Origin of the sequence: Taibaiella koreensis, from assembly GCF_003545715.1 — a bacterium.
GTDB lineage: Bacteria > Bacteroidota > Bacteroidia > Chitinophagales > Chitinophagaceae > Taibaiella > Taibaiella koreensis.
The window spans coordinates 634298-653828 of sequence record NZ_QVNU01000002.1; the positions used below are offsets into that span (position 1 = coordinate 634298).

Sequence of the window (19531 nt, forward strand, 5' to 3'; positions counted from 1 at the left end):
TTGTGGCCTTTGCTGCAGACAAAAGCCTTTGTAGACCGCCGGGGCCGGCCCGGGGCGATCGCAAGATCCGTTACCGGAATATTTTTCCGGGCAATAAAAGCCCATCCGGCTGCTGCCGGTAATTTTTTGTCTGGTAATCGTTTACATAAATAAGCGGTAGCGCTAACGGATCAACGATTGATCGCTGCCGGCCGCTCCGCATCATCTGCAAGCCGGAAGCTTACAGGCAAGGTATAGTACGTCCTGACAGGCTGCCCGGCCTGGCGGCCTGGTTGCCATTTGGGCATATTTTTCACCACACGTACCGCCTCCTCTCCACAACCACCGCCGATATCGCGCTGGAGGACCACATTGTTCACGCTGCCATCCCTGTCTACTACAAATTGAAGTATCACACGGCCCTGCAGGTTTTGCTTACTGGCTTCCTGTGGGTAGCGTATGTTCTCACTCAGGTATTTCATCACGTCGAAGGGCGGCTTTGGCATTTCTTCTACCGAAGTGAATGGTTTGTCATCCGCCGGATTTACTTCAACGGCCTTACCTGTGGCCTGCGCGATCGGTACATCGGGAGAAGCGTTTTCATAAACGCTTTGTGGCGATTCGATCGCCTCGGTCTGGGTTGGGGCAACCTGTCGCAAGGTAGTTGCTGCCACAGGTTTGCTGTGCACGGTGGCTGGTATGGTTGCCGCCGCCGTAGCCGGTTCCGGTTGTGTTGCCGGCGGTGCTTGTTCCTGCGACCTGGTGATCCCGGCCAAATGGCTGAAGTCGATCACACCCGGTGGCACGGCCGCCGGAATGGCCTGGATGCTTTGGGCATAAATAATGGCGCCCAGTGTCAACAGCGAACCAGCCAGCGCGACACCCTTGGCCCGGCGGTTGTTCCCAGGGTTGCAGGCCTGAAGCATCTTGACCCTTCGACGCAGGGGATGCCGGAAAAAAGGTTGGAGGAGAACCGGCCCGCGATAGCCCAGGTGCCGGCTCAATAAGGTATGCAGGTAATGCTCCCTGTCGCGGCCGGCCGCGGCGTCGGCTTCGAACTCGTGCACCAGGCCCAGTTCCCTGCCAATAAGGAACAAGGGTAGTACCGGGAAGAATAGGCATTGCAGCAACTGCAGAAAAAGCTTATCGTAGTGGTGCTTAAAATGTATATGTGCCTTTTCATGCGCCAGGATATCGGTATCGGCTTCATCGCCGGGAAAAAGGATGCTGCGTCCGTAGCTGGCCGGACCAAGGCCGGTATTCATTGCCAGGCGATAGCCTTCACGGTGCTGCCATTGCTGCCGGCGCAGGAAGCGGCGCAGGCTAAGCATACGATAACCAAGACGGAGGAGCAGCGCAGCGATGATCGCACCATAGATCACAGGCGCCGGCGGCAGAAATGCAAACCAGGATACAGAGGCCGGATGATCTGCCGTAAGGGTTAATTCGGGAAGGCTGTAAGCCTGCAGGGTTTGCACCACAACGGGCGTATACCAGCCCGGGATATCGAACCGCATCAGGGGTAATGCCAGAGCCAATAAGGCATTGGCCAGAATGTAAGCACGGTTCCAGCCATGGCTGTTGCGATCGCGGAGCAGAAGCTGGTAAATGCAGAAAAAAAGGAAACCATAACAATTTGCGGCAAAAAGATAGCTGATCATGGTTATCGCATTTAAAAGAATTAGCTGTTTTGTTTTATTTCCTTCAGTATTTCCTCCAGCTCCTTTACAGAAATATCCTTTTCCCTGGCGAAGAAAGACAGCATATTGGCAAACGAGCCATTGAAATAGCCTTTTACAAGATGCCTGGCCGACTGGCTGCTGTATTGCTCTTTTTTCACCACCGGTTTGTACAGGTGCGATTTGCCCATTGCCGTCACTTTCACGAAATCTTTTTCCAGCAGTATTTTCAGAATCGTGCTTACGGTATTGTAATGCGGCCTGGGCTCCGGCAGCTGGTCGATAATGTCTTTGGTAAAACCCTGCTCTATTTTCCAAAGGGCCTGCATGATCTGCTCTTCGGCTTTGGTTAGCGATTTGAAATTGCTCATGAACCAATGGTTTTAAACTAATTTCTTAGTTGTGTCGAACGAAGATAAAACTAAAAAATTAGTTTTCCAACTAAAATTTTAGTTCACAGTCATTTTCCCGATATCGGGGGAGGCAAAATGCCCTGTATTCCATTACTTTTGCAGGATGATTGAGAAGCCTCAGCTGGAAGTATGCCTTTCCCCCGCGCTGCTTTCGCTTTATGATACCCGGGATACCATAGTCGTTATTATTGATGTCTTTCGCGCCACTTCTACCATTGCCGCCGCCCTCCACAATGGCGCCCGTGCCGTGATCCCCGTGGCCTCGGTAGCCGAATGCATCCAGATGAAAGAGACGGTAGACAATTGCATTACCGCCGGAGAGCGGGATGGCCAGGTAGCGCCGGGATTACAATATGGCAACTCACCGCTGGAATATCCCGCCGATTTTATCAAAGGCAAAACGTTGGCATTGACAACGACCAACGGTACCCGGCTGCTGCATATGGTAAAGGATGCCGATACGATTATCACCGGCTCTTTCCTCAACCTCGACGCCGTGTGCCAGTACCTGGTTAAACGTGGTAAAAAGGTATTGCTGGCTTGTTCGGCCTGGAAGGATCGCGTCAACCTGGAAGATACCCTGTTTGCCGGCGCCGTTACGGCCTCCATAAGGGAACACTTTACCGTTCATTGCGATAGCGCCCGCATTGCCGAGAGCCTGTACCTGCAATCGCAGCGTAGTTCCGGCTTGCTCGACTTCCTGAGGGACAGCTCGCATTTCCGTCGTCTTGCCGCCTTTGGCCTGGAAAAGGATATGGCGTACTGCGTTACGCCCAATCAGCATCCCGTAGTGCCGGTGTATAACGGCAGGGAGCTGGAAGTCGAAAACATCATGGGCACTTTATAAAACGATTATTTTTCCGGAACCTGTATGAGAGTGATATCCTATAATGTAAATGGGCTGAGAAGCGCCATCAGCAAGGGCTTTGCCGACTGGCTGGCCACCGACCCGGCCGATGTTGTATGCCTGCAGGAGGTAAAGGCCCATAAAGAGAATGTAGATTTTGCGCGTATCGAAGCCCTGGGTTATGAGACCTACTGGTATCCTGCCGAGAAGAAAGGCTACAGTGGCGTGGCCGTATTTACCCGTATTAAGCCCGATGCTGTATTTTACGGCAATGGCATTATGCAAAGCGATGCCGAGGGCCGGGTCATCCGCCTCGATTTTGGCGATATAACCCTGGTCAATGCTTACTTTCCCAGCGGCTCCAGCGGCGAGATACGCCAGGCTTACAAGTACCAGTGGCTCGACGAATTTTTTGAATATATCTATACGCTGCACCAGGCGCGGCCCAACCTTATTGTTACCGGCGATTACAACATCTGTCACCGGCCTATCGATATCCACAACCCGGTGAGCAATAAGGACAGCAGCGGCTTCCTGCCCGAAGAAAGGGCCTGGATGGATAAATGGTTTGACAGCGGCTTCGTGGATACTTTCCGTTATTTTAATCCTCATCCGCACCAATACAGCTGGTGGAGCTACAGGGCCAATTCGAGGGCCAATAATAAGGGCTGGCGCATCGATTATATCAGCGTGAGCAAAAGCCTTGAAGTCCTGCTGAAGGATGCGGCTATTTATCCCGATGTCAAACACTCCGATCATTGCCCGGTATACGCTGCGCTCGATCTTTAAGGTGTACGATTTTCTGTAAAAACAAAGCAGCCATCCCTGGCGGATGGCTGCTTTGTCGTATTTCGTTATGATTGGCTTAAGCCAGGTGTTGCTGGATCTTCTTTTCGAAAGCAGATTTAGGCGCGGCGCCTACCTGTTTGTCTACTACCTGGCCGTTCTTGATGAACAGGACGCAGGGGATGCTGGTGACACCGTAATCTACAGACAAGTTGGGATTCTCATCTACGTTCACTTTGCCTACATTCACTTTGCCTTCATATTCTTTTGAAAGTGCATCGATGGTTGGCCCCAAAGCGATACAGGGTCCACACCAGGGAGCCCAGAAATCTACCACAGATAAATTTGCAGATTGCAGAACTTCGTTCTCGAAATTTGCATCGGTGAATACTGCTGCCATTTTATTTTTAATTTAATTTTTTACGATGAAAAGACAAAGGTAAGGGGAAACCGATAGAGCAACAATAGCCGCTACGAATACAGATATAACAATAGATGATTAATATGTAGATAAGTTATTGATAATTAAAGCTTTCCTGTATTTCTGCAGCGTTTATAAGCCCTTCGTTATAATTAATAGCGGGCAATGCTATATTCCGGTAGATTTGTCACCTTATTTATCCTTATGTACGCCACCACATTCACGGATTATTACGAGACGTTGCAGATACCTTTCGGCGCAGAGGCCGCAGAAATAAAGACTGCCTACCGCAAGCTGGCACTGGAGCAGCACCCTGACCGGCATCCCGAAGATACCGAACACTACACCCGCCGGTTCCAGGAGATCACAGAAGCATATAATGTGCTTTCCGACCCCGGAAAGAAAGCGCGGTATGATATGCAATACCGCGAGACCATCCTCGGCGAAGGGCCGCAATACATGGTTCTTTACCAGGAAGACACAGCGCCACCCGATACCCGCGAATACAAGCATAAATATACGACCAGGAACCGGCGGCGTTTTTCTATAGTACCCATCGGCATGGGCATTGTGCTGCTGTTCCAGGTATTGCGTCTGCTCACGCAGGCCAGCCCGGTGTTTCCTGATAGCAAAGGGGCTGCAGGCACCTCTCCCGAACAACTGCAGCAGATCATCAGGCAAATGAATGCACATCCGGGAGGAGACAGCGATGTGACGCTTCCCGGCACTGCGCCTGTAGCAAAACCGCTGCGTTAAATGTTAATCATGAGGAAATTTAAGATTTATCGCTTAACTTCACGGCATCCAATCATCCAACCATGCCCTCTGAAGCCACTCGTCAACGCAAAAGAAAAGCATTCTACCTGCTGCTGGCATGTATTTGCTTTTTCGCAACAGGCGTAGCAATGCTCACCCTGGGCGCCGTGGTACACGTCAATCCCAAGATCACTTTTGCCGGCTTCTTCAAGTTGGAGCCTTATATGAATGTGGTCTCTACTATTTTCGCTTTGAATTAATACTCCCCTCCTCAAAACTGTCCTTTTGCTTATTCTAAGAAGTATTTCGCTTCTGTTCCAATTTGTATTTTTAAAATAAAATACTATTTTTGTCATTAATGATGTCATATTGTTGACACCAATAAAGACAAAGCAAATGAGCACTCCTATTTTTTTCCCGGTTAATCTCAAGTTCCTGCGCGAGCGCAGAAAGCTGAGCCAGGAAGAGCTGGCCGGCATCCTGGGCATCAAACGTTCCAAGCTGGCTGCGTTGGAGAGCGGGCAGACCAAATCGCCGACAACCGAGGACCTCGTCAACCTGTCCGACTATTTCCGGATGAGCATCGATACCTTGCTGAAAGTGGCCCTGGCCCGGCTGGGAGAGCTGAAGCTGAGAGAGCTGGAAGCCGGCAACGATGTATATGTTACAGGAAGCAAGTTGCGTGTGCTGGCGATTACAGTCGACAAGGACAACCAGGAAAATGCAGAATACGTACCGGTGAAGGCCAAAGCGGGCTATCGCGCCGGTCACAACGATCCGGAGTATATTGCTACCCTGCCCAAATTTACCTTACCCAACCTGGGCCGTGGCGGCACTTACCGCATGTTCCCCACTACAGGCGACTCCATGCTGCCGATACCTGAAGGCAGCGATGTGATCTGCCGCTTTATCCAGGACTGGTCGACCGTAAAGCCCCGCACCGTTTGTATCGTGATCCTGAAAGGCGAGCAGGACTTTGTGTTCAAGCAGGTGACCCTGCAGGCAGATGGCTTGCTGCTGGAATCGTTCAATACCATCTATCAACCCTATACCGTACCGGTATCGGAAGTGCTGGAGCTGTGGGAATTCCAGCGGTTCCTGTCGGCCAACATACCCGATGTGGCGCCCGACCTGCAAAGCATCGCCAAGGCGTTACGGGAGATACAGGGCGATCTCAGCATTATCAAATCCAAAAAAAATAGCCATCATCGCTAAACTTATCACTTATGCGGGTACAACCGGTTGCTAAAAGAATATCGAGGGAAAAGATGCAACGCACGGGCTTTCCACAGGTGGAGCAAGCCAAGCTTTTTGACGATCGCGATCAGCTATCGTTGCCGGCCCACCTGATCGAATATACACCGGCTTTCTTCGGCCGGGAAGAAGCGCGTCATTACTTTGACCGGTTGATACAGGAAGTACCCTGGCAGCAGCCCAAGGTCTTGATGTATGAAAAAGAGGTAGCGACGCCGCGGCTTTCGGCCTTCTATGGCGACCGGCCATTGCGCTATGACGATAAGCGCAGCCCCTTACCCTGGACGCCGGAGCTGCTGCAGATGAAGCATAAGATCGAGACCTATACCGGTATCACCTTCAATGGCGTATTGCTCAATTATTACCGCGACGGCAACGATTCCGTGGCCTGGCATAGCGATAAGGATACCCTGCCCGGATTGAAGACCGAGATCGCTTCAGTGAGCCTGGGCCAGGTGCGCCACTTCGACTTCCGCAGCAAAGCCGACCATAGCCTGCGCCATACTATCGCTCTCGAGCACGGCTCCCTGCTACTGATGAAAGGCGATCTGCAGCGGTACTGGGAACATCGCATCGCTAAATCGGCACTGCCCATGGCCGGGCGTATCAATCTGACGTTCCGGAAGATTGGTGTTTAGATACGGTCACCATTCAGACTGCTATCGCGTTCCGACCGGTATGGCCGGGCAAATGTCGCCATTTCATAATCCCGGTTTTAATTCCCTCGAATTCGAGGGGGTTTAAAAAACAGGCAGGGCTCAATAGTTTTGTAATGACGCCCAAGCGTTGGATAGAAAGTACGAATGCCATCAGTATTTTTTAAAAACCGGGAAGATATGGCGGCGCTTTTTGCTCATAAGGATATTGCTTTTGAATTTGCTTCCTGGCTGAGTGCAGAATTTAAATTCTACCTCATAAAAGAATTTCAACGCCTGAAGGACGATGAAAGCAGTCGTAATCAATTGGAATGGGATATGCAAAGAACTATTTCCAAAATCAATTATCAAATTCATACAGACCCCATTAAGGAAAACCTGATAGCCAAAGAAATTACCAGGCAACAGACCAGTTATGTTTATGCCAACGAAGCCGATTTATTGAATGTCACTCTTTTCGGAATTACAGCTAAAGAATGGCGCGACGGCCATTCCGGCAAAACAGGAAACATAAGGGACTACGCAACTTTGGAACAGCTTGTTGTTTTGAGCAACATGGAAAGTATTAATGCCCTGCTTATAGAACGGGGATTGCCACAAGGCGAAAGGTTGCTTCGACTCAACCAGGTGGCTATAACACAAATGAAGTCACTGATTGAAAGTAAAGCCATAAAAAGACTGAAGTAAAAACAAGCGTTTCTGAAGGTGGACATACCTTTCAATCCCTGGTAAGACGATGGCTTTGTTTGAACGCCTGTTGGCCGGAAAACGAGAAAAGGTGGCACCTATGAAATAGACATTAAAGAAAACAACACATACCCAATACCCCATCTACCCCTCTATCAACCCCAGCTGTACAGCCTTTTGCACCAGTGCAGAAACTTTCTTCACTTCCAGCTTGGCAAAAATACTCTCGCGATGATGCTCCACCGTACGCTTGCTGATAAAAAGCTGCACCGCAATTTCTGAGGAGGTATGATTGGCGGCGATCAATACCAGTATTTCTTTTTCCCGCTTGGTGAGCAAGGTGCCCATCGCCTTCTGGCGTCTTTGCAGCTGGTCGTCTTCATCGATCAGTTTGCTCACGGCCTCATCCAGGTAAGTACCGCCCCCGAAAACTAATGTAATGGCTTCGACCAGACTTTCCCGCCGGATATGCTTCAGCAGATAGCCTTCTATTCCTTGCTGCATCATACGCCTGATATGGAAGAGCGTATCGAAGCTGGTAAGAGCAATGATCTTTAAGCGGGGAAAGCATCGCTTCAGTACGGCGGCGATCTCATCGCCCTGCATGCCGGGCATCTGGATATCGAGCAGCAACACATCGGGTTGTACCAGTTCCAATCCTTCGAACAAGGCCGGGCCATCGGGAAAGGCGCCCACCAATTCAATATCGGCACTGTAGCGAAGCATGTTGGCAATGCCCTCGCTGATAAGGTGGTGATCGTCTGCAATGGCAATCCTGATCGGCATATCGCTTACGGTTTATGGTGGAAGAGCGGCTGCTCAAATATTCAATTCTACATACACAGAAGTCCCTTTGCCGGCTTCGGAATCGAAGGAGATGCTGCCCTCCATTACCTTGAGCCGCCGCGCAATATTTTGCAATCCCATACCAGTACGTTCCGGCTGCTCCGGCATACCCCGGCCGTTATCTTCAACAGTAAGGCTCACGATGCCATTGCCCGAATGCAACTGTACCAAGGCGCTGGTCGCGCCGGCATGCTTCTGGATATTTTGCAGCAATTCCTGTACAATACGGTAAACGGACAATTGCGCTTCCTGCGACAGGTGTTCGAAGCTGCCCTGCTGCTGCATGCTTACCTGCAATCCCGTATCTCTTTCGATAAAGGCGCAGTATTGTCGCACAGCTTCGGGCAGGCTGTGCCGGAGCAGGACATCGGGCATGAGGGTATGAGCCGTGCGCCGGATCTCGCTGCGGATACCTACGATAATGGCGCCGATCTTCCCCAGGTCTTCCTGCTGCTGAAAGCCATGCTCCCTTTCTTTGGCAGAGTCGAGACTATAGGACGCTGCGGATAGCAAAGCGCCCACATTGTCGTGCAGTTCTATAGCAAGGCGGTTGCGCTCCCGCTCTTCCCCGCTGATCATAGCCTTCAGCTCATGGATCTCCTTTTGATGGCGTAGCAGCTGCATCCTGCGCCGGGCGCTCTTCTGCAGCACGATCAGCAAAACGACCAGCACGACTAGTCCCGACAAGGCGATGATGATACCGATGTTGCGGTTGCGGATGCCCTGTTGCTGCAGCAGGGCTTCGCGCTGTTGTTTTGCGATCTGTTTTTCTTTTTCGGCGAGCCGGAACTGCTGCTCGAGCCGGTCGACCGCTTTATCTCTTTCGAGCAGGTTCAGGCTGTCGGACAGCGCATTGTATTGCAAGAGGAAGCGGTACGCCATATCGCCGTTGCCCAGCTGGTGGTATGTTTCGGCCAACAGGGCATAAATATAGATCACGTCCCGCCGTTGCCGTTGTGTGGCCTTTACCTGCTCCAGCGCCATGTTTCCGTAAGTCAGCGCCTGTGTATAGCGCTCTTTATCGAGGTATTCTTTACACAGTATGCGATAGATATAAAGCCTGTTGTCGGAGGCTTGTGTGTCGATCAGCTGTATGGCCCGCCTGGCATAGCGGTCAGCCATCGTCTCTATTCCTTTGGAGAGATAATAACGGACCAGCAATAGCGCAGCCGACCGTTCGTAGCGTGGCAGTTGCAATTGCTGCGCGCCTTCACTGGCTTTGGTCGCCCAGATAAAGAGGCTGTCCCTATCGCCACGATTGGCATAGATATAGCCCAGGTTGATCCAGGAGACGAGCTTGTCGTTGTTCAGTCCGTTGTTGAGTTGTAAAGCCTTGCAGGTGTAGGTATAGGCCTTTTCATAATCCTGGTTGTCGATCAGTATCGCCCCTATGTGATTGTAGGTATTTACAGCATAGCTGGTATCCTGCAGTTGTTCAACCAATGGCAGCGCTTTGCGGATCACGCCCATGGCCGAGTCTACCTGGCCGGCATACTTGTAGACAAGGAAGCGGTTGCGGTACCATTTGATCAGCAGCTTGCTGTTTGCTGAAGGTGCCGTGCAGTAAGGATAGGCTTGCTCCAGGCATCGCGTAGCCATAGGAATATCGTTCTTCACGGCGTAGCACGAAGAAAGGGCCATGAGCGATAACGCTATACCTTCAGCATATTCTGCCCGCCGGCTGGCTGCACCGGCTTCGGACAACAACAGCACAGCGCTATCGGTCTTGTCGTTGACCAGGTCTATACCGCAGCGTATCAAGGCATGGATACGAAGCGAATCGGATGGTTTTAACCGGACCGATACTTGCTCATGCGGTCTCAGCGCTACTTGCGCGAAAGTAGTGACCGGAGCACCAAGCAGCCACAGTATGTACAATAACTTTTTCAATGCCCTCCTCTGTTCTTGATCAATCGGGGCAAATATAGAAGGATTACGATTGCTGTGTACGTGTTCTATTGTAAGTGCAGTGTCATATTTTAAAATTAGGTAGAAACTACCCTGTTGGCGCAAGCAACGGCGCACTAGTTTTGCGACCGAACGAAATGCTATACCGGCCGCATTGTCCGGAAATGCGGTACGGCAGGATAACACAGCGTTTCGTTATCAAGTATACCAACCAATGAACAATTGAAAACACAGCGTATGAAGAAAGCAATATTACATCCGATGCTGGCAGCGCTGTTGTGCTTTTGGAGCATAGCAGCACAAGCGCAGGATCCCCATCTTGCCTGGGCCAGAGCCATGGGCGGCCCTTGCATGGAAGAAGCCCATTCCCTCGCCGTCGATCACGACGGCAATGTCTACACTACCGGGTGGTACAACGGTCCGAGCACTTTCGGCAGCAGTCCGGCCTTCCCCGGCCCGGGTATGTTCGTTACGAAATTTGATGCCGGCGGAAATTATGTCTGGGCAAAGACCCTGGGCAATAGCGTCAATGAAAGAGGCCGCGATATTAAGGTCGATCGCGACGGCAATGTCTACATCACCGGTTTCTTCCAGGGTACCGTCGATTTCGATCCGGGTCCCGGCACACATTATCTTAACTCGGCCGGCGCCGACGATATCTTCGCTTTAAAGCTGGATACTGATGGCAACTTTATGTGGGCCAACAGGGCCGGCGGTTCCAGTCCCTACGAGGAGTTTGGACTGGGCATCGCTCTGGACACCGCCCGTAATGCCTATATCTGCGGCTTCTTTGCCGGCACAGCGGATTTCGATACCATTAACCTGAGCGTAGCCGGGGGTAACCTGGATGCTTTCGTAGCCAAGCTGGATACCGGCGGGCATTTTGCCTGGGCCAAAGTGATCGGCGGACCAGACATTGCCAATAACAGGGCCTGGGGTATAGGCGTCGACGGAGCATCTAATGTATATGTCACCGGCGGCTTTGCCGGCACAATCGGCCTGGGCAGCCTGTCGCTCACCAGCACGGGCAGTGTAGACATATTTGTGACCAAGTTGAATACGAACGGCAATTTTATCTGGGCCAAAAATATGGGCGGCACCAGCCTGGACTTCGGCAACAAGCTGGTGGTCGATGCAGCAGGCAATATCTATAGTACCGGCTACTACTACACGGGCGCCGCCGACTTCGATCCGGGCCCCGGCGTAGAGACCCTGACGGCACAAGGATCGGGCTCCGATATCTATATATCAAAGCTCGATACCGACGGTAATTTCGTTTGGGTCAATCGTATCGGCGGCAGGCAATCGGAAGGCGGCGGCTGGGGTATCGATGTCGATCCTTATGGCAACGTATTCCTGGCTAGCCGTATAAGGGATACCGTGATCACTTATAACGCCAGCCGCGACACCATTCCTAATGTATCCACTCATGGCGGCTACGATATCCTGCTGGCCAAACTGGATGCTTCGGGGCATTTTATGTGGGTGACCAATATAGGTGCTCCGGGACCGGGCGTAGGCACCGACGAAGCTGCTTATGGTATTGTTGTTGGTCCTTCCGGAAGTATCTACGCTACCGGCGTATTCAATGGCGACCAGGTCGACTTTGACCCTTCGTCATTGCCAGCCGATACTGCTTTCCTGAGCAGCGGTGGCGACTGGGGTATGTTCGTGATGAAGTTCGCCTGCCCTTCGGATTCCACAACGGTAACGGCAATGGCCAATTGCCTGGGGTATACTATCGGCGATGTGACCTATACCACTACCGGTATTCATACCGGTATCCTGCATAACCGTAAGGGCTGCGACAGTGTGATCACGCTTGATCTGACCATAGAACTACCACAGCCCGTGATCACCGTAGATGTCGATACGCTGAGCACCACACAAAGCTATGTTACGTATCAATGGATGAAGAATGGTGTGGTTATACCCGGCGCTACACAAAGAAAATATACCGTTACAGAAAATGCAGACTACCAGGTGATCGTGACCGAAGAATCGGGCTGCGCCGATACTTCGGCAGTATACAAAGTAACCAATCATGGTAACGGCACCAGTATTGATGAGCTGAGCCGGCTAGCCGCTGCCATCGAGGTATATCCCAATCCGGCCGCACAGATGGTCTATATCAAGTCTCCCGGGACAGTAAGCATACGTGTGTGCAGCATTGATGGAAAGATGTTGTTGTCCTCTGCTGCAAAAGCGTTCTCAATAGACCGGTTGGCCAATGGTCTGTACTTCCTGAATATTTATGATGCTGGAGGAAGGCTGGTCAAGGTACAGAAGCTGATCGTGGATAAGCAGGCCCGGTAAGGTCTTTGTTGCACGATCGCTTATGATAAGACAGATCTGCTATCATCATGAAAGGCAATCCCGGGTTATCCTGCGGATTGCCTTTTATTCCTTTGCGAAACCTGTTAATGTACAAAACGATGAAGTTATCTTTTCTCCTGGCGTGTTTGCTGCTACCGGCCGCAATAGCCTCCGCTCAAAATATCACCAATGGCGATGGGACACCGCTGACACGGCAGTATTGCTATGCGGACGGCGACTTCGAGATTGCCGGACTGCCTGCTGGTGGCACGTTCAGTGGCTGCGGTGTAACCCAACATGCCGGTCGTTGGTATTTCAACCCACTGACAGCCACTGCCGGCATCAGCGTTTTTCCCTACCAATGCAATCTTAGCTATACGGTTAACGGGCAATCGGTAACCCGGTCCATACTGGTGCAGAAGCCGGTGAAGATCGATCCGCCGCTGCAGGATATTACTACCTGCGATGGGAATTTCCTGCTGGAAGCGAAAATGCTATATGCCGGCGCTTATCATTACCGTTGGGAGCCGGCGGTTCACCTGGAACAGCCCGACACCAGCGTAACGGCCGGCCACATTGAACACACAGAAACTTTTGTGATCATGGCGACGGACCAGGTAGGCAATTGTAGCGGCAGTGACACAGTCACGGTTTCAAAGCGGCCTTCGCCCGATGTTTTGGTCGCGCCCCAGGAGAAGACCATTGTCTCCCGGCAGGCGGTACAGCTGCGGGCATCCGGCGCCGGTCATTATTCCTGGCCCGGCGCTGCCTGGCTCAGCGACGACCGTATTTCCGATCCCATAGCGAAGCCTCAGGCGCCGGTAACTTATATGGTGGTGGGATGGAACGAATATGGTTGTTCTGATACGGCTCGTGTCGTGATCCTCATCGCCGACCGGCTGTTTGTGCCCAATGCTTTCAGCCCCAATGGTGACGGGCAAAACGATGTGTTCCGGATCGAGAACTTCGGTTACCAGCGTGTAGAAGAGTTCCGCGTCTTTAATCGCTGGGGGCAACAGGTGTATGCCACACAGGATGGGACCAAGGGCTGGGATGGAAGCTATAACGGCGGTTACGCCGATCCGGGCACTTATTTTTATATGATCCGTGTACGGATGCCCGGCGATGAAGTAATGCAGCTCAAAGGCGATGTGGTCCTGGTGCGTTGATGTTACGGGCTACCGTCATCCATCGTACAGACGTTGCAGTGCAACGTCTGTACGATGGATGATTCATTTGCAAAGGCCTTACAATGAGCCGCATAATCCAGGATAACGCTGCCGCATTACCCGGTTAAGACGAGACCAGTGTAAATAAAGACACAGAACGCTTCGAAAATAAAGATATGTCTCTATCAACCGAATAATACCTGTCATACATTTTAGTTAGCGCTGCAATAAGTCTTTTATTATTCCAGCACCGGTATGATATGTTGCCAGTTGAGCTGCCGGGCAAAGTCAAAGGCCGTTTTGCCACTGTGTGTACGTATATTTCTGTCAGCGCCATGCGACAGCAGGATTTCCACGGAGGTAAGGTTTCCTGCGATGGTCTCCCGGTGCAGCATGCTGTAGCCCGCTTCATCCGTGGCGTTCAGCTCTCCGGGATGCTGCTTTAAAAAATCGGCCAGGCTATTGCCCATGTTGCGGCTCATCGGGTGTTCGACCAGGTTTTCGGGTTTTTCCTTTTGCTGGTAAACGATAGAGATATCATTATAGTCGCCAAAATCCAGGCCCCAGGCCGCGTCATGCTCCTTGCGCGCGACCTTGTCCATACCGCTCCGCATGGCCTGTATAGTGAAGCCGCCATAGGTTTTGCCCTGTGACGCAAAAAGCCAGTCGCTGACTTGTTCCAAGGGAACAGCGACAGCCTCTCCTTTTTCGACATTCGTCAATTCATTGGGATCATTGAGGAGTATCCCGCTGATTGTTTCTCCGTCATAGTCGATCTCGTTGATCCACATATGTTCGACAGCAGGCTCGGCCTTGTCTTCAACCTGCTGGCTAAAGGCAACTTTAACACAGGCAAGATCCAGGCCGGGAACGATGCGGCGGTATTCCCAGGATAGCTCCCGCCAAAAATATTTAAAGGTATCCTGGGCCTGCTCAAAGGCGGCGATCATTTCAGGGCTATCGCCCTTGGCAAAAAAAATAATGGGTTTATCCATCGGTCACTATTTAAGGGTAATTAAGGTTCTCTGATGATGCGGCCAAGATACCCATTTAATGTAAAGCCTGTTTTGGTTTAGCATTATGTTATCACAAAGGCGGGTGTGGAAACGGTAGCTGGCCGCTGGCAAATTATGTACCTTTAAACTTCGGATCTTTCCCGGTCAAAACCAAAAAGACTTATGAGAATCGCAACCTATAATGTGAATGGCGTGAACGGCCGCCTGCCCGTATTGCTGCGCTGGCTTGAAGAAACGCAACCCGATATCGTATGCCTGCAAGAGCTTAAGGCGCCACAGGAAAAGTTCCCGGAAGAAGCGATTGTAGCCGCAGGTTACCAGGCGATCTGGCATGGCCAGAAAAGCTGGAACGGTGTAGCCATACTGTCGAGGGGCCATGCAATGACCGAGACGCAACGCGGTCTGCCCGGCGATCCCGAAGATGTGCACAGCCGCTATATCGAAGCTATCGTTGCCGGTATCAGGGTCTGCTGCCTGTACCTGCCTAACGGTAATCCTTTTCCGGGACCCAAATACGACTACAAGCTCTCCTGGATCAAAAGACTTATGTCGCGTGCTGATGAACTGATGACCTCCGGCGAACCGGTGATGCTCATTGGCGACTTCAATATTATTCCCGAAGATATCGATGTCTATAAACCCGAACGCTGGGTGAATGATGCCTTGTTCCAGCCCGAGGTACGTGATGCCTTCAAAGCCCTGGCGGCAAAGGGATGGATCGATGCCCTGAGAACCCTTAACCCGGGCGAAGTGGTCTATACCTTCTGGGATTACTTCCGTGATGCCTATGGCAGGAATGCCGGATTGCGCATCGATCATTTTTTATTGAGCCCGTCGATCGCCGGCAAGCTTAAGACAGCGGGCGTGGACAGGCATGTGCGGGGCTGGGAAAAGAGTAGCGACCATGGCCCGGTATGGATAGAGGTGGAATAAGATAGGGTATACTGATAGCGGCCAGACCTTAAATAGGGTTACCGCAAATAGCACATAACAGTATTATGTAAGGAACAGGCAAAGCGATAAGATTCGCTTTGCCTGTTTTATTTAAAAATTGCGTGTAAATACCTTTCTACTTCCGGTATAAATACTGATGCGGACGGGTTGGAAGGAAAATATCTTTGATATGAAAACACTAAGGTCCGCAACTGCTGGTTTATTGACGATCTGAAACTTTTATCTCATCCTTTCAAAAACCGATACTATGAAAGTTCCCAAAACGGGCGTCCTGCTCTTGTTCATCTGGATAGCCATCAGCCTTTATTTCGGCTTGAGCGGACTTTGCAAGCTCTATATAGAAGAACAAGTCAAGGCGTTGGATGCCAAAAAGGAAATATTGCAAAAGGTGGAAATCGATCGCTCGATAGATGGCAGACCATCCTTAAAGAACCAGTATGACTATCAGTATTACATGCTAATTGCCAACTACCAGAAAATATTTCCTTTGGTCTATATCATTCCTGGTTTCCTGGGGCTTGTCTTTACGGCAATGTTTTTTGGCATGATTGGTGCCGTGGTCAATATCCTGGTCAGGATCGTCGGTAATGAATATACCAGTGGAACAGAAGTCAAGTATGTGAGTGAGCCCATACTAGGGTTGTTCACCGGTCTGTGCGTGCTGGGCATATCATATGTGCTGCCTACGTTGCTGGTATCTGAGTCGGACACGATACGACCGATAACCCTTATGTTCTTTGCCCTATTCTCCGGCTTATATGCCCGCAAATTTTTCGAGAAAATGAGTGCTCTTTTTCCAACCTTTTTTAAACAATAACAGCTTATGAAGCCAATAATGATATTGATCGCAGCCTTTTGTTATACTATTGCGGCCAGGGGCCAGGAAGCCGATAAGATAACAGACATATCGGACAAGAGGATTCCGGAAGATGTACGGTTAAAACTGGAGTCTATTACTTCGCCGGAGCAACTCAAGTCTTTTAATTTCACTAGCAAGGAATCTGTAATGAGTGCCGACACGAACAAGTCCGGACTGCTTCTGACAACGAAAACGTCGTTTTCCTTTTCCAAAGGAAAGATCATCGGTAATATCACAACGATCGAAAGCGGCGCCGGACAACATTTCATCAAGGCAAATGCTTATGTTGAGCTGTGCTATATGTATTGCTGCAGCGATGCGAAAAACGTGGAGCGATGTACAAAGGATCTTGAATTATTCAGGCAGTGGGAAAAAGATCCCGGCTCTTGCCAAAACAGCCGGACAACCGCCTGCCTATGATGCCGGCAATACGGCTTCACATGTTTGTTCCGGCATTTGCCTCCAGGTTCCGGTTCGTTATGGCGAAAAGGGGCTGACAGTTGTCCACAATAATTCCGGCAAAAAGCAGTTTTATTGTTTCTGCCAGTTTACGAAAATGACCATTTCCTTTGACCTCGACGATACGCTGATCCCGGGCGTAAAAAGATTTCCTACCGAAAGCCGGACGTTATGGCGGCGGCTTAGCCGCGCCGAACCTTTGCGCCGGGGCACTGCTGTGCTTTGGCGGGCATTGCAGGAGCAGGGGCACCACATCGTCATTTATACTACCTCCCTGCGCAGCCGGCGCAAAATATGGTGGACTTTCTTTGTACACGGCATCCTGCTGCGCCAGATCATTAATCAAAAAACACATGGGCGGAGATTGGGTAAGGATAGTTCCCTTTATTCCAAGTATCCGCCGGCATTCAGCATCGATGTTCATATCGATGATTCGGAGGGTGTAGCCATGGAAGGCCAGCGACATGGATTTGCCGTCATTGTAATAGAGGAGCGGGAAAAGGACTGGCAGGGTTATATTTTGGATGCCCTGAAAGCACTGCCACAGAAGGATTAAAACAGCAATAGGGATAACCTTCCGCTTGCCGTGCAAATCCATATACATCTTTGCGGCTACAACAATATGCTGCAATAAAAAAGCGGGAACGCCTGTTCCCGCTTTCGCTCCGTTGTACGAAGGAATTATTTTTTGGGCGTTTTAGCGGCAGCGATCTTAGTAGCGAAGTCCTTACCTGCTTTAAACTTAGGCAGCTTGCGCGCTTTGATCTTGATCACCTCACCAGTCTGAGGATTGCGACCGTTACGGGCAGAACGCTGAGATACAGAGAAAGTACCGAAGCCAACCAGCGTAACGTTTTCTCCTTTTTTCAGGGAAGCCACCACCGCGTTGGTAAAAGAGTTCAATACTTCATTGGCCTGAACTTTAGTAAGGCCGGCATCTTTAGCAATTTGCTCGATTAATTCAGCTTTGTTCATAATTCTGATTAAGTTTTTAATATTGAAAAGCGATGTTACAAAAGTTCATTGAAACAACAATGGACTTTTTGAAAAATGTGGAAAATTATGTTGTCTCCAAGCCAATCCTGTAGCGGCTTTTAGACTTCCGGTCGACCGAAAGGCCCTTTACCACTTGTCGCTGTCCCATCCAAAGGAGAACGGAAACACCGCTATACCTACAGTATAGGTAGGCCTTATCTTGAAGTTAAGCTTGTAATAATAGTCGGAATCGCGCAGGTATTCATCGCCCACACTATAGTCGTAGATCGTCCTGGAACCCGCTATGATCATGCCTTTCACCTTCCACTCTACGCCGGCAAAGAAACCCAGCTCGGCCTTTACATAAGGCCTCAAACCCAGCTTCCCGTAGTTCTGTGAACCATCGGCCAGCTGACCTGTGGCAAAGTAAGGCATAACGCCGATACCGCCGCGGATGGTTACCCTATCACTTTTGTTAAGGCTCGCCTCACCGCCGTAAATAAAGTCTACGCCTATGGGTACGCCAATAAGGACCTCTTTGGCATCGTAGGTAGTGCTTACCGCGGGGTCAAGCGACGTATTGCCCAGATTCCATACGCTACCCGCACCATATACACCGGTACTTAAAGCCAGCATGCTGTTCTGGCTAAAATAGGAAAGGGGGAAATAAAAGCCGGCATAACCGCTTCCGGACCGGTAATTGAAGGTCATGGCCCGGCTGTTGCCACCGATGATCTCGGGGTTGGAAGGATCCCGGAAGCGATCGTTAATATTAAGACCGCCACCGCCAAAGGTCGTGCTGTAGCATATTTCAAAGCGATGAAATAACGAGACATTCCGTCCGTCGGCCCTACGGTTCAGATAGTTTTGCACATCGCGGGGCCTTATCGATTGCGCCTGCGTATTGACAGACAAGGCCGTAATCAAAGCAGCCGGCAATGCCGTATACAGGAGCCTGGTAAAAAACTTGTTCATTATAGCCATTGTATTTTGCGATTATTTATTGACTTTAAAGTAACCTTCTGAAATCCTGATCGTAGTATCGACGGTTCCGGTACCAGCTACCGTTTTTACTGTAGAAAAGAAATAACCTTCCAGTGTCGATGCATTGTTCACGGTAACTTTCAAACTGCCTGAGGTGCCCATGGTAACCGCAACCGGCAGTACAAGGCTTGTACCGGAGGGAGCAGGCATGGCAAATACCTGTCCGGCCTTGGCATTGGCGGGAATGGAAACCGAAAGGATCACATCATCCGTTTGACCGAGCACATTATAGTAAAGGCCTGCAGCGTTGGATACGGTCATCTGCGTGGCCAGCCAGGGCTGGCCATTGAGCTTGGCCGACATAGGCGCCGTGCCCTTCCAGTTGAAGCCAATACCGGCGCCACCGCCACTACCGGCTGTTCCGTTGGTCTGGCTTTCTTCCACCTTAACATCGTATTGCTTGTTGCAGGAAGCCAAGCCCAGCAAGGCGGCGACTCCTATAGTTGTGATTAACGAAAGTTTCATATTTAAATAATTTACGCCGCCAAAATAATTATTTTTTTCAAT

22 protein-coding genes are annotated in these 19531 nt (G+C 50.7%); 13 read left to right on the plus strand and 9 right to left on the minus strand.

Annotated features, from left to right (window positions below):
* Window positions 1-170: 170 nt before the first annotated feature.
* A complete protein-coding gene (locus DZK30_RS09870; RefSeq protein ID WP_118973960.1) occupies window positions 171-1640 on the minus strand; it encodes a TonB family protein in 1470 nt (489 codons plus the stop codon).
* Between the two features lie 20 nt (window positions 1641-1660).
* On the minus strand, window positions 1661-2029 hold the full coding sequence (locus DZK30_RS09875; RefSeq protein WP_118973961.1) for a BlaI/MecI/CopY family transcriptional regulator: 369 nt from the start codon (window positions 2027-2029) through the stop codon (window positions 1661-1663).
* A gap of 145 nt (window positions 2030-2174) precedes the next feature.
* Between DZK30_RS09875 and DZK30_RS09880 the strand changes: the two genes are divergently transcribed.
* Complete coding sequence (locus DZK30_RS09880) at window positions 2175-2918, plus strand: 2-phosphosulfolactate phosphatase (protein WP_118973962.1); 744 nt, start codon at window positions 2175-2177, stop codon at window positions 2916-2918.
* Between the two features lie 24 nt (window positions 2919-2942).
* Entirely contained in the window at window positions 2943-3707 is a 765-nt protein-coding gene (locus tag DZK30_RS09885) for an exodeoxyribonuclease III (RefSeq protein ID WP_118973963.1), read from the plus strand.
* Between the two features lie 76 nt (window positions 3708-3783).
* Here the strand turns inward: DZK30_RS09885 and trxA are convergent, their stop codons facing one another.
* On the minus strand, window positions 3784-4104 hold the full coding sequence (gene trxA / locus DZK30_RS09890) for a thioredoxin (RefSeq protein WP_118973964.1): 321 nt from the start codon (window positions 4102-4104) through the stop codon (window positions 3784-3786).
* A 225-nt stretch (window positions 4105-4329) separates the two neighbouring features.
* Between trxA and DZK30_RS09895 the strand changes: the two genes are divergently transcribed.
* The 5 genes from DZK30_RS09895 to DZK30_RS09915 all read left to right on the plus strand — a co-directional run bounded on the left by DZK30_RS09895 (window position 4330) and on the right by DZK30_RS09915 (window position 7478).
* Window positions 4330-4881, plus strand: coding sequence for a J domain-containing protein (locus tag DZK30_RS09895; RefSeq protein WP_118973965.1), 552 nt, complete (start codon window positions 4330-4332; stop codon window positions 4879-4881).
* Window positions 4882-4943: 62 nt separating this feature from the next.
* Window positions 4944-5141, plus strand: coding sequence for a hypothetical protein (locus tag DZK30_RS09900; protein ID WP_118973966.1), 198 nt, complete (start codon window positions 4944-4946; stop codon window positions 5139-5141).
* A 136-nt stretch (window positions 5142-5277) separates the two neighbouring features.
* A complete protein-coding gene (locus DZK30_RS09905; protein ID WP_118973967.1) occupies window positions 5278-6096 on the plus strand; it encodes an XRE family transcriptional regulator in 819 nt (272 codons plus the stop codon).
* Between the two features lie 11 nt (window positions 6097-6107).
* Window positions 6108-6773 carry an alpha-ketoglutarate-dependent dioxygenase AlkB family protein gene (locus tag DZK30_RS09910; protein ID WP_205529404.1) on the plus strand — a complete coding sequence of 222 codons (666 nt, stop codon included), beginning with the start codon at window positions 6108-6110 and terminating at the stop codon, window positions 6771-6773.
* 165 nt (window positions 6774-6938) lie between these two features.
* Window positions 6939-7478: a KilA-N domain-containing protein gene (locus DZK30_RS09915; protein ID WP_205529405.1), complete on the plus strand. Its 540-nt coding sequence runs from the start codon at window positions 6939-6941 to the stop codon at window positions 7476-7478.
* 144 nt (window positions 7479-7622) lie between these two features.
* Here the strand turns inward: DZK30_RS09915 and DZK30_RS09920 are convergent, their stop codons facing one another.
* The gene (locus DZK30_RS09920) at window positions 7623-8264 is read right to left on the minus strand and encodes a response regulator (protein WP_118973968.1); all 642 of its coding nucleotides are present in this window, start codon (window positions 8262-8264) and stop codon (window positions 7623-7625) included.
* A 33-nt stretch (window positions 8265-8297) separates the two neighbouring features.
* Window positions 8298-10214 (minus strand): sensor histidine kinase, encoded by a 1917-nt coding sequence (locus DZK30_RS09925; protein ID WP_118973969.1) that lies wholly within the window; start codon window positions 10212-10214, stop codon window positions 8298-8300.
* Window positions 10215-10469: 255 nt separating this feature from the next.
* Here DZK30_RS09925 and DZK30_RS09930 point away from each other — a divergent pair, with 255 nt between their 5' ends.
* Both DZK30_RS09930 and DZK30_RS09935 read left to right on the plus strand, forming a co-directional pair.
* Entirely contained in the window at window positions 10470-12548 is a 2079-nt protein-coding gene (locus DZK30_RS09930; protein WP_118973970.1) for a T9SS type A sorting domain-containing protein, read from the plus strand.
* Window positions 12549-12667: 119 nt separating this feature from the next.
* Window positions 12668-13717 carry a gliding motility-associated C-terminal domain-containing protein gene (locus DZK30_RS09935; protein WP_162902997.1) on the plus strand — a complete coding sequence of 350 codons (1050 nt, stop codon included), beginning with the start codon at window positions 12668-12670 and terminating at the stop codon, window positions 13715-13717.
* Window positions 13718-13956: 239 nt separating this feature from the next.
* Here DZK30_RS09935 and DZK30_RS09940 read toward each other — a convergent pair whose 3' ends face one another.
* Entirely contained in the window at window positions 13957-14712 is a 756-nt protein-coding gene (locus tag DZK30_RS09940; RefSeq protein WP_118973972.1) for a DUF2314 domain-containing protein, read from the minus strand.
* Window positions 14713-14895: 183 nt separating this feature from the next.
* On the opposite strand from DZK30_RS09940, the gene xth reads away from it, so the two are divergent.
* The 4 genes from xth (at window position 14896) to DZK30_RS09960 (ending at window position 17561) form a co-directional block, all read left to right on the plus strand.
* Complete coding sequence (xth, locus tag DZK30_RS09945; RefSeq protein WP_118973973.1) at window positions 14896-15666, plus strand: exodeoxyribonuclease III; 771 nt, start codon at window positions 14896-14898, stop codon at window positions 15664-15666.
* Window positions 15667-15934: 268 nt separating this feature from the next.
* On the plus strand, window positions 15935-16504 hold the full coding sequence (locus DZK30_RS09950; protein ID WP_118973974.1) for a hypothetical protein: 570 nt from the start codon (window positions 15935-15937) through the stop codon (window positions 16502-16504).
* Window positions 16505-16510: 6 nt separating this feature from the next.
* Complete coding sequence (locus DZK30_RS09955) at window positions 16511-16966, plus strand: hypothetical protein (protein WP_162902998.1); 456 nt, start codon at window positions 16511-16513, stop codon at window positions 16964-16966.
* 136 nt (window positions 16967-17102) lie between these two features.
* Window positions 17103-17561 (plus strand): HAD family hydrolase, encoded by a 459-nt coding sequence (locus DZK30_RS09960; protein WP_118973976.1) that lies wholly within the window; start codon window positions 17103-17105, stop codon window positions 17559-17561.
* A 125-nt stretch (window positions 17562-17686) separates the two neighbouring features.
* Here the strand turns inward: DZK30_RS09960 and DZK30_RS09965 are convergent, their stop codons facing one another.
* From DZK30_RS09965 to DZK30_RS09975, 3 genes are all read right to left on the minus strand, one after another.
* Window positions 17687-17980 (minus strand): HU family DNA-binding protein, encoded by a 294-nt coding sequence (locus tag DZK30_RS09965; protein ID WP_118973977.1) that lies wholly within the window; start codon window positions 17978-17980, stop codon window positions 17687-17689.
* Window positions 17981-18127: 147 nt separating this feature from the next.
* Window positions 18128-18955: a hypothetical protein gene (locus DZK30_RS09970; protein ID WP_118973978.1), complete on the minus strand. Its 828-nt coding sequence runs from the start codon at window positions 18953-18955 to the stop codon at window positions 18128-18130.
* 21 nt (window positions 18956-18976) lie between these two features.
* Window positions 18977-19489: a hypothetical protein gene (locus DZK30_RS09975; RefSeq protein ID WP_118973979.1), complete on the minus strand. Its 513-nt coding sequence runs from the start codon at window positions 19487-19489 to the stop codon at window positions 18977-18979.
* Window positions 19490-19531: the final 42 nt, after the last annotated feature.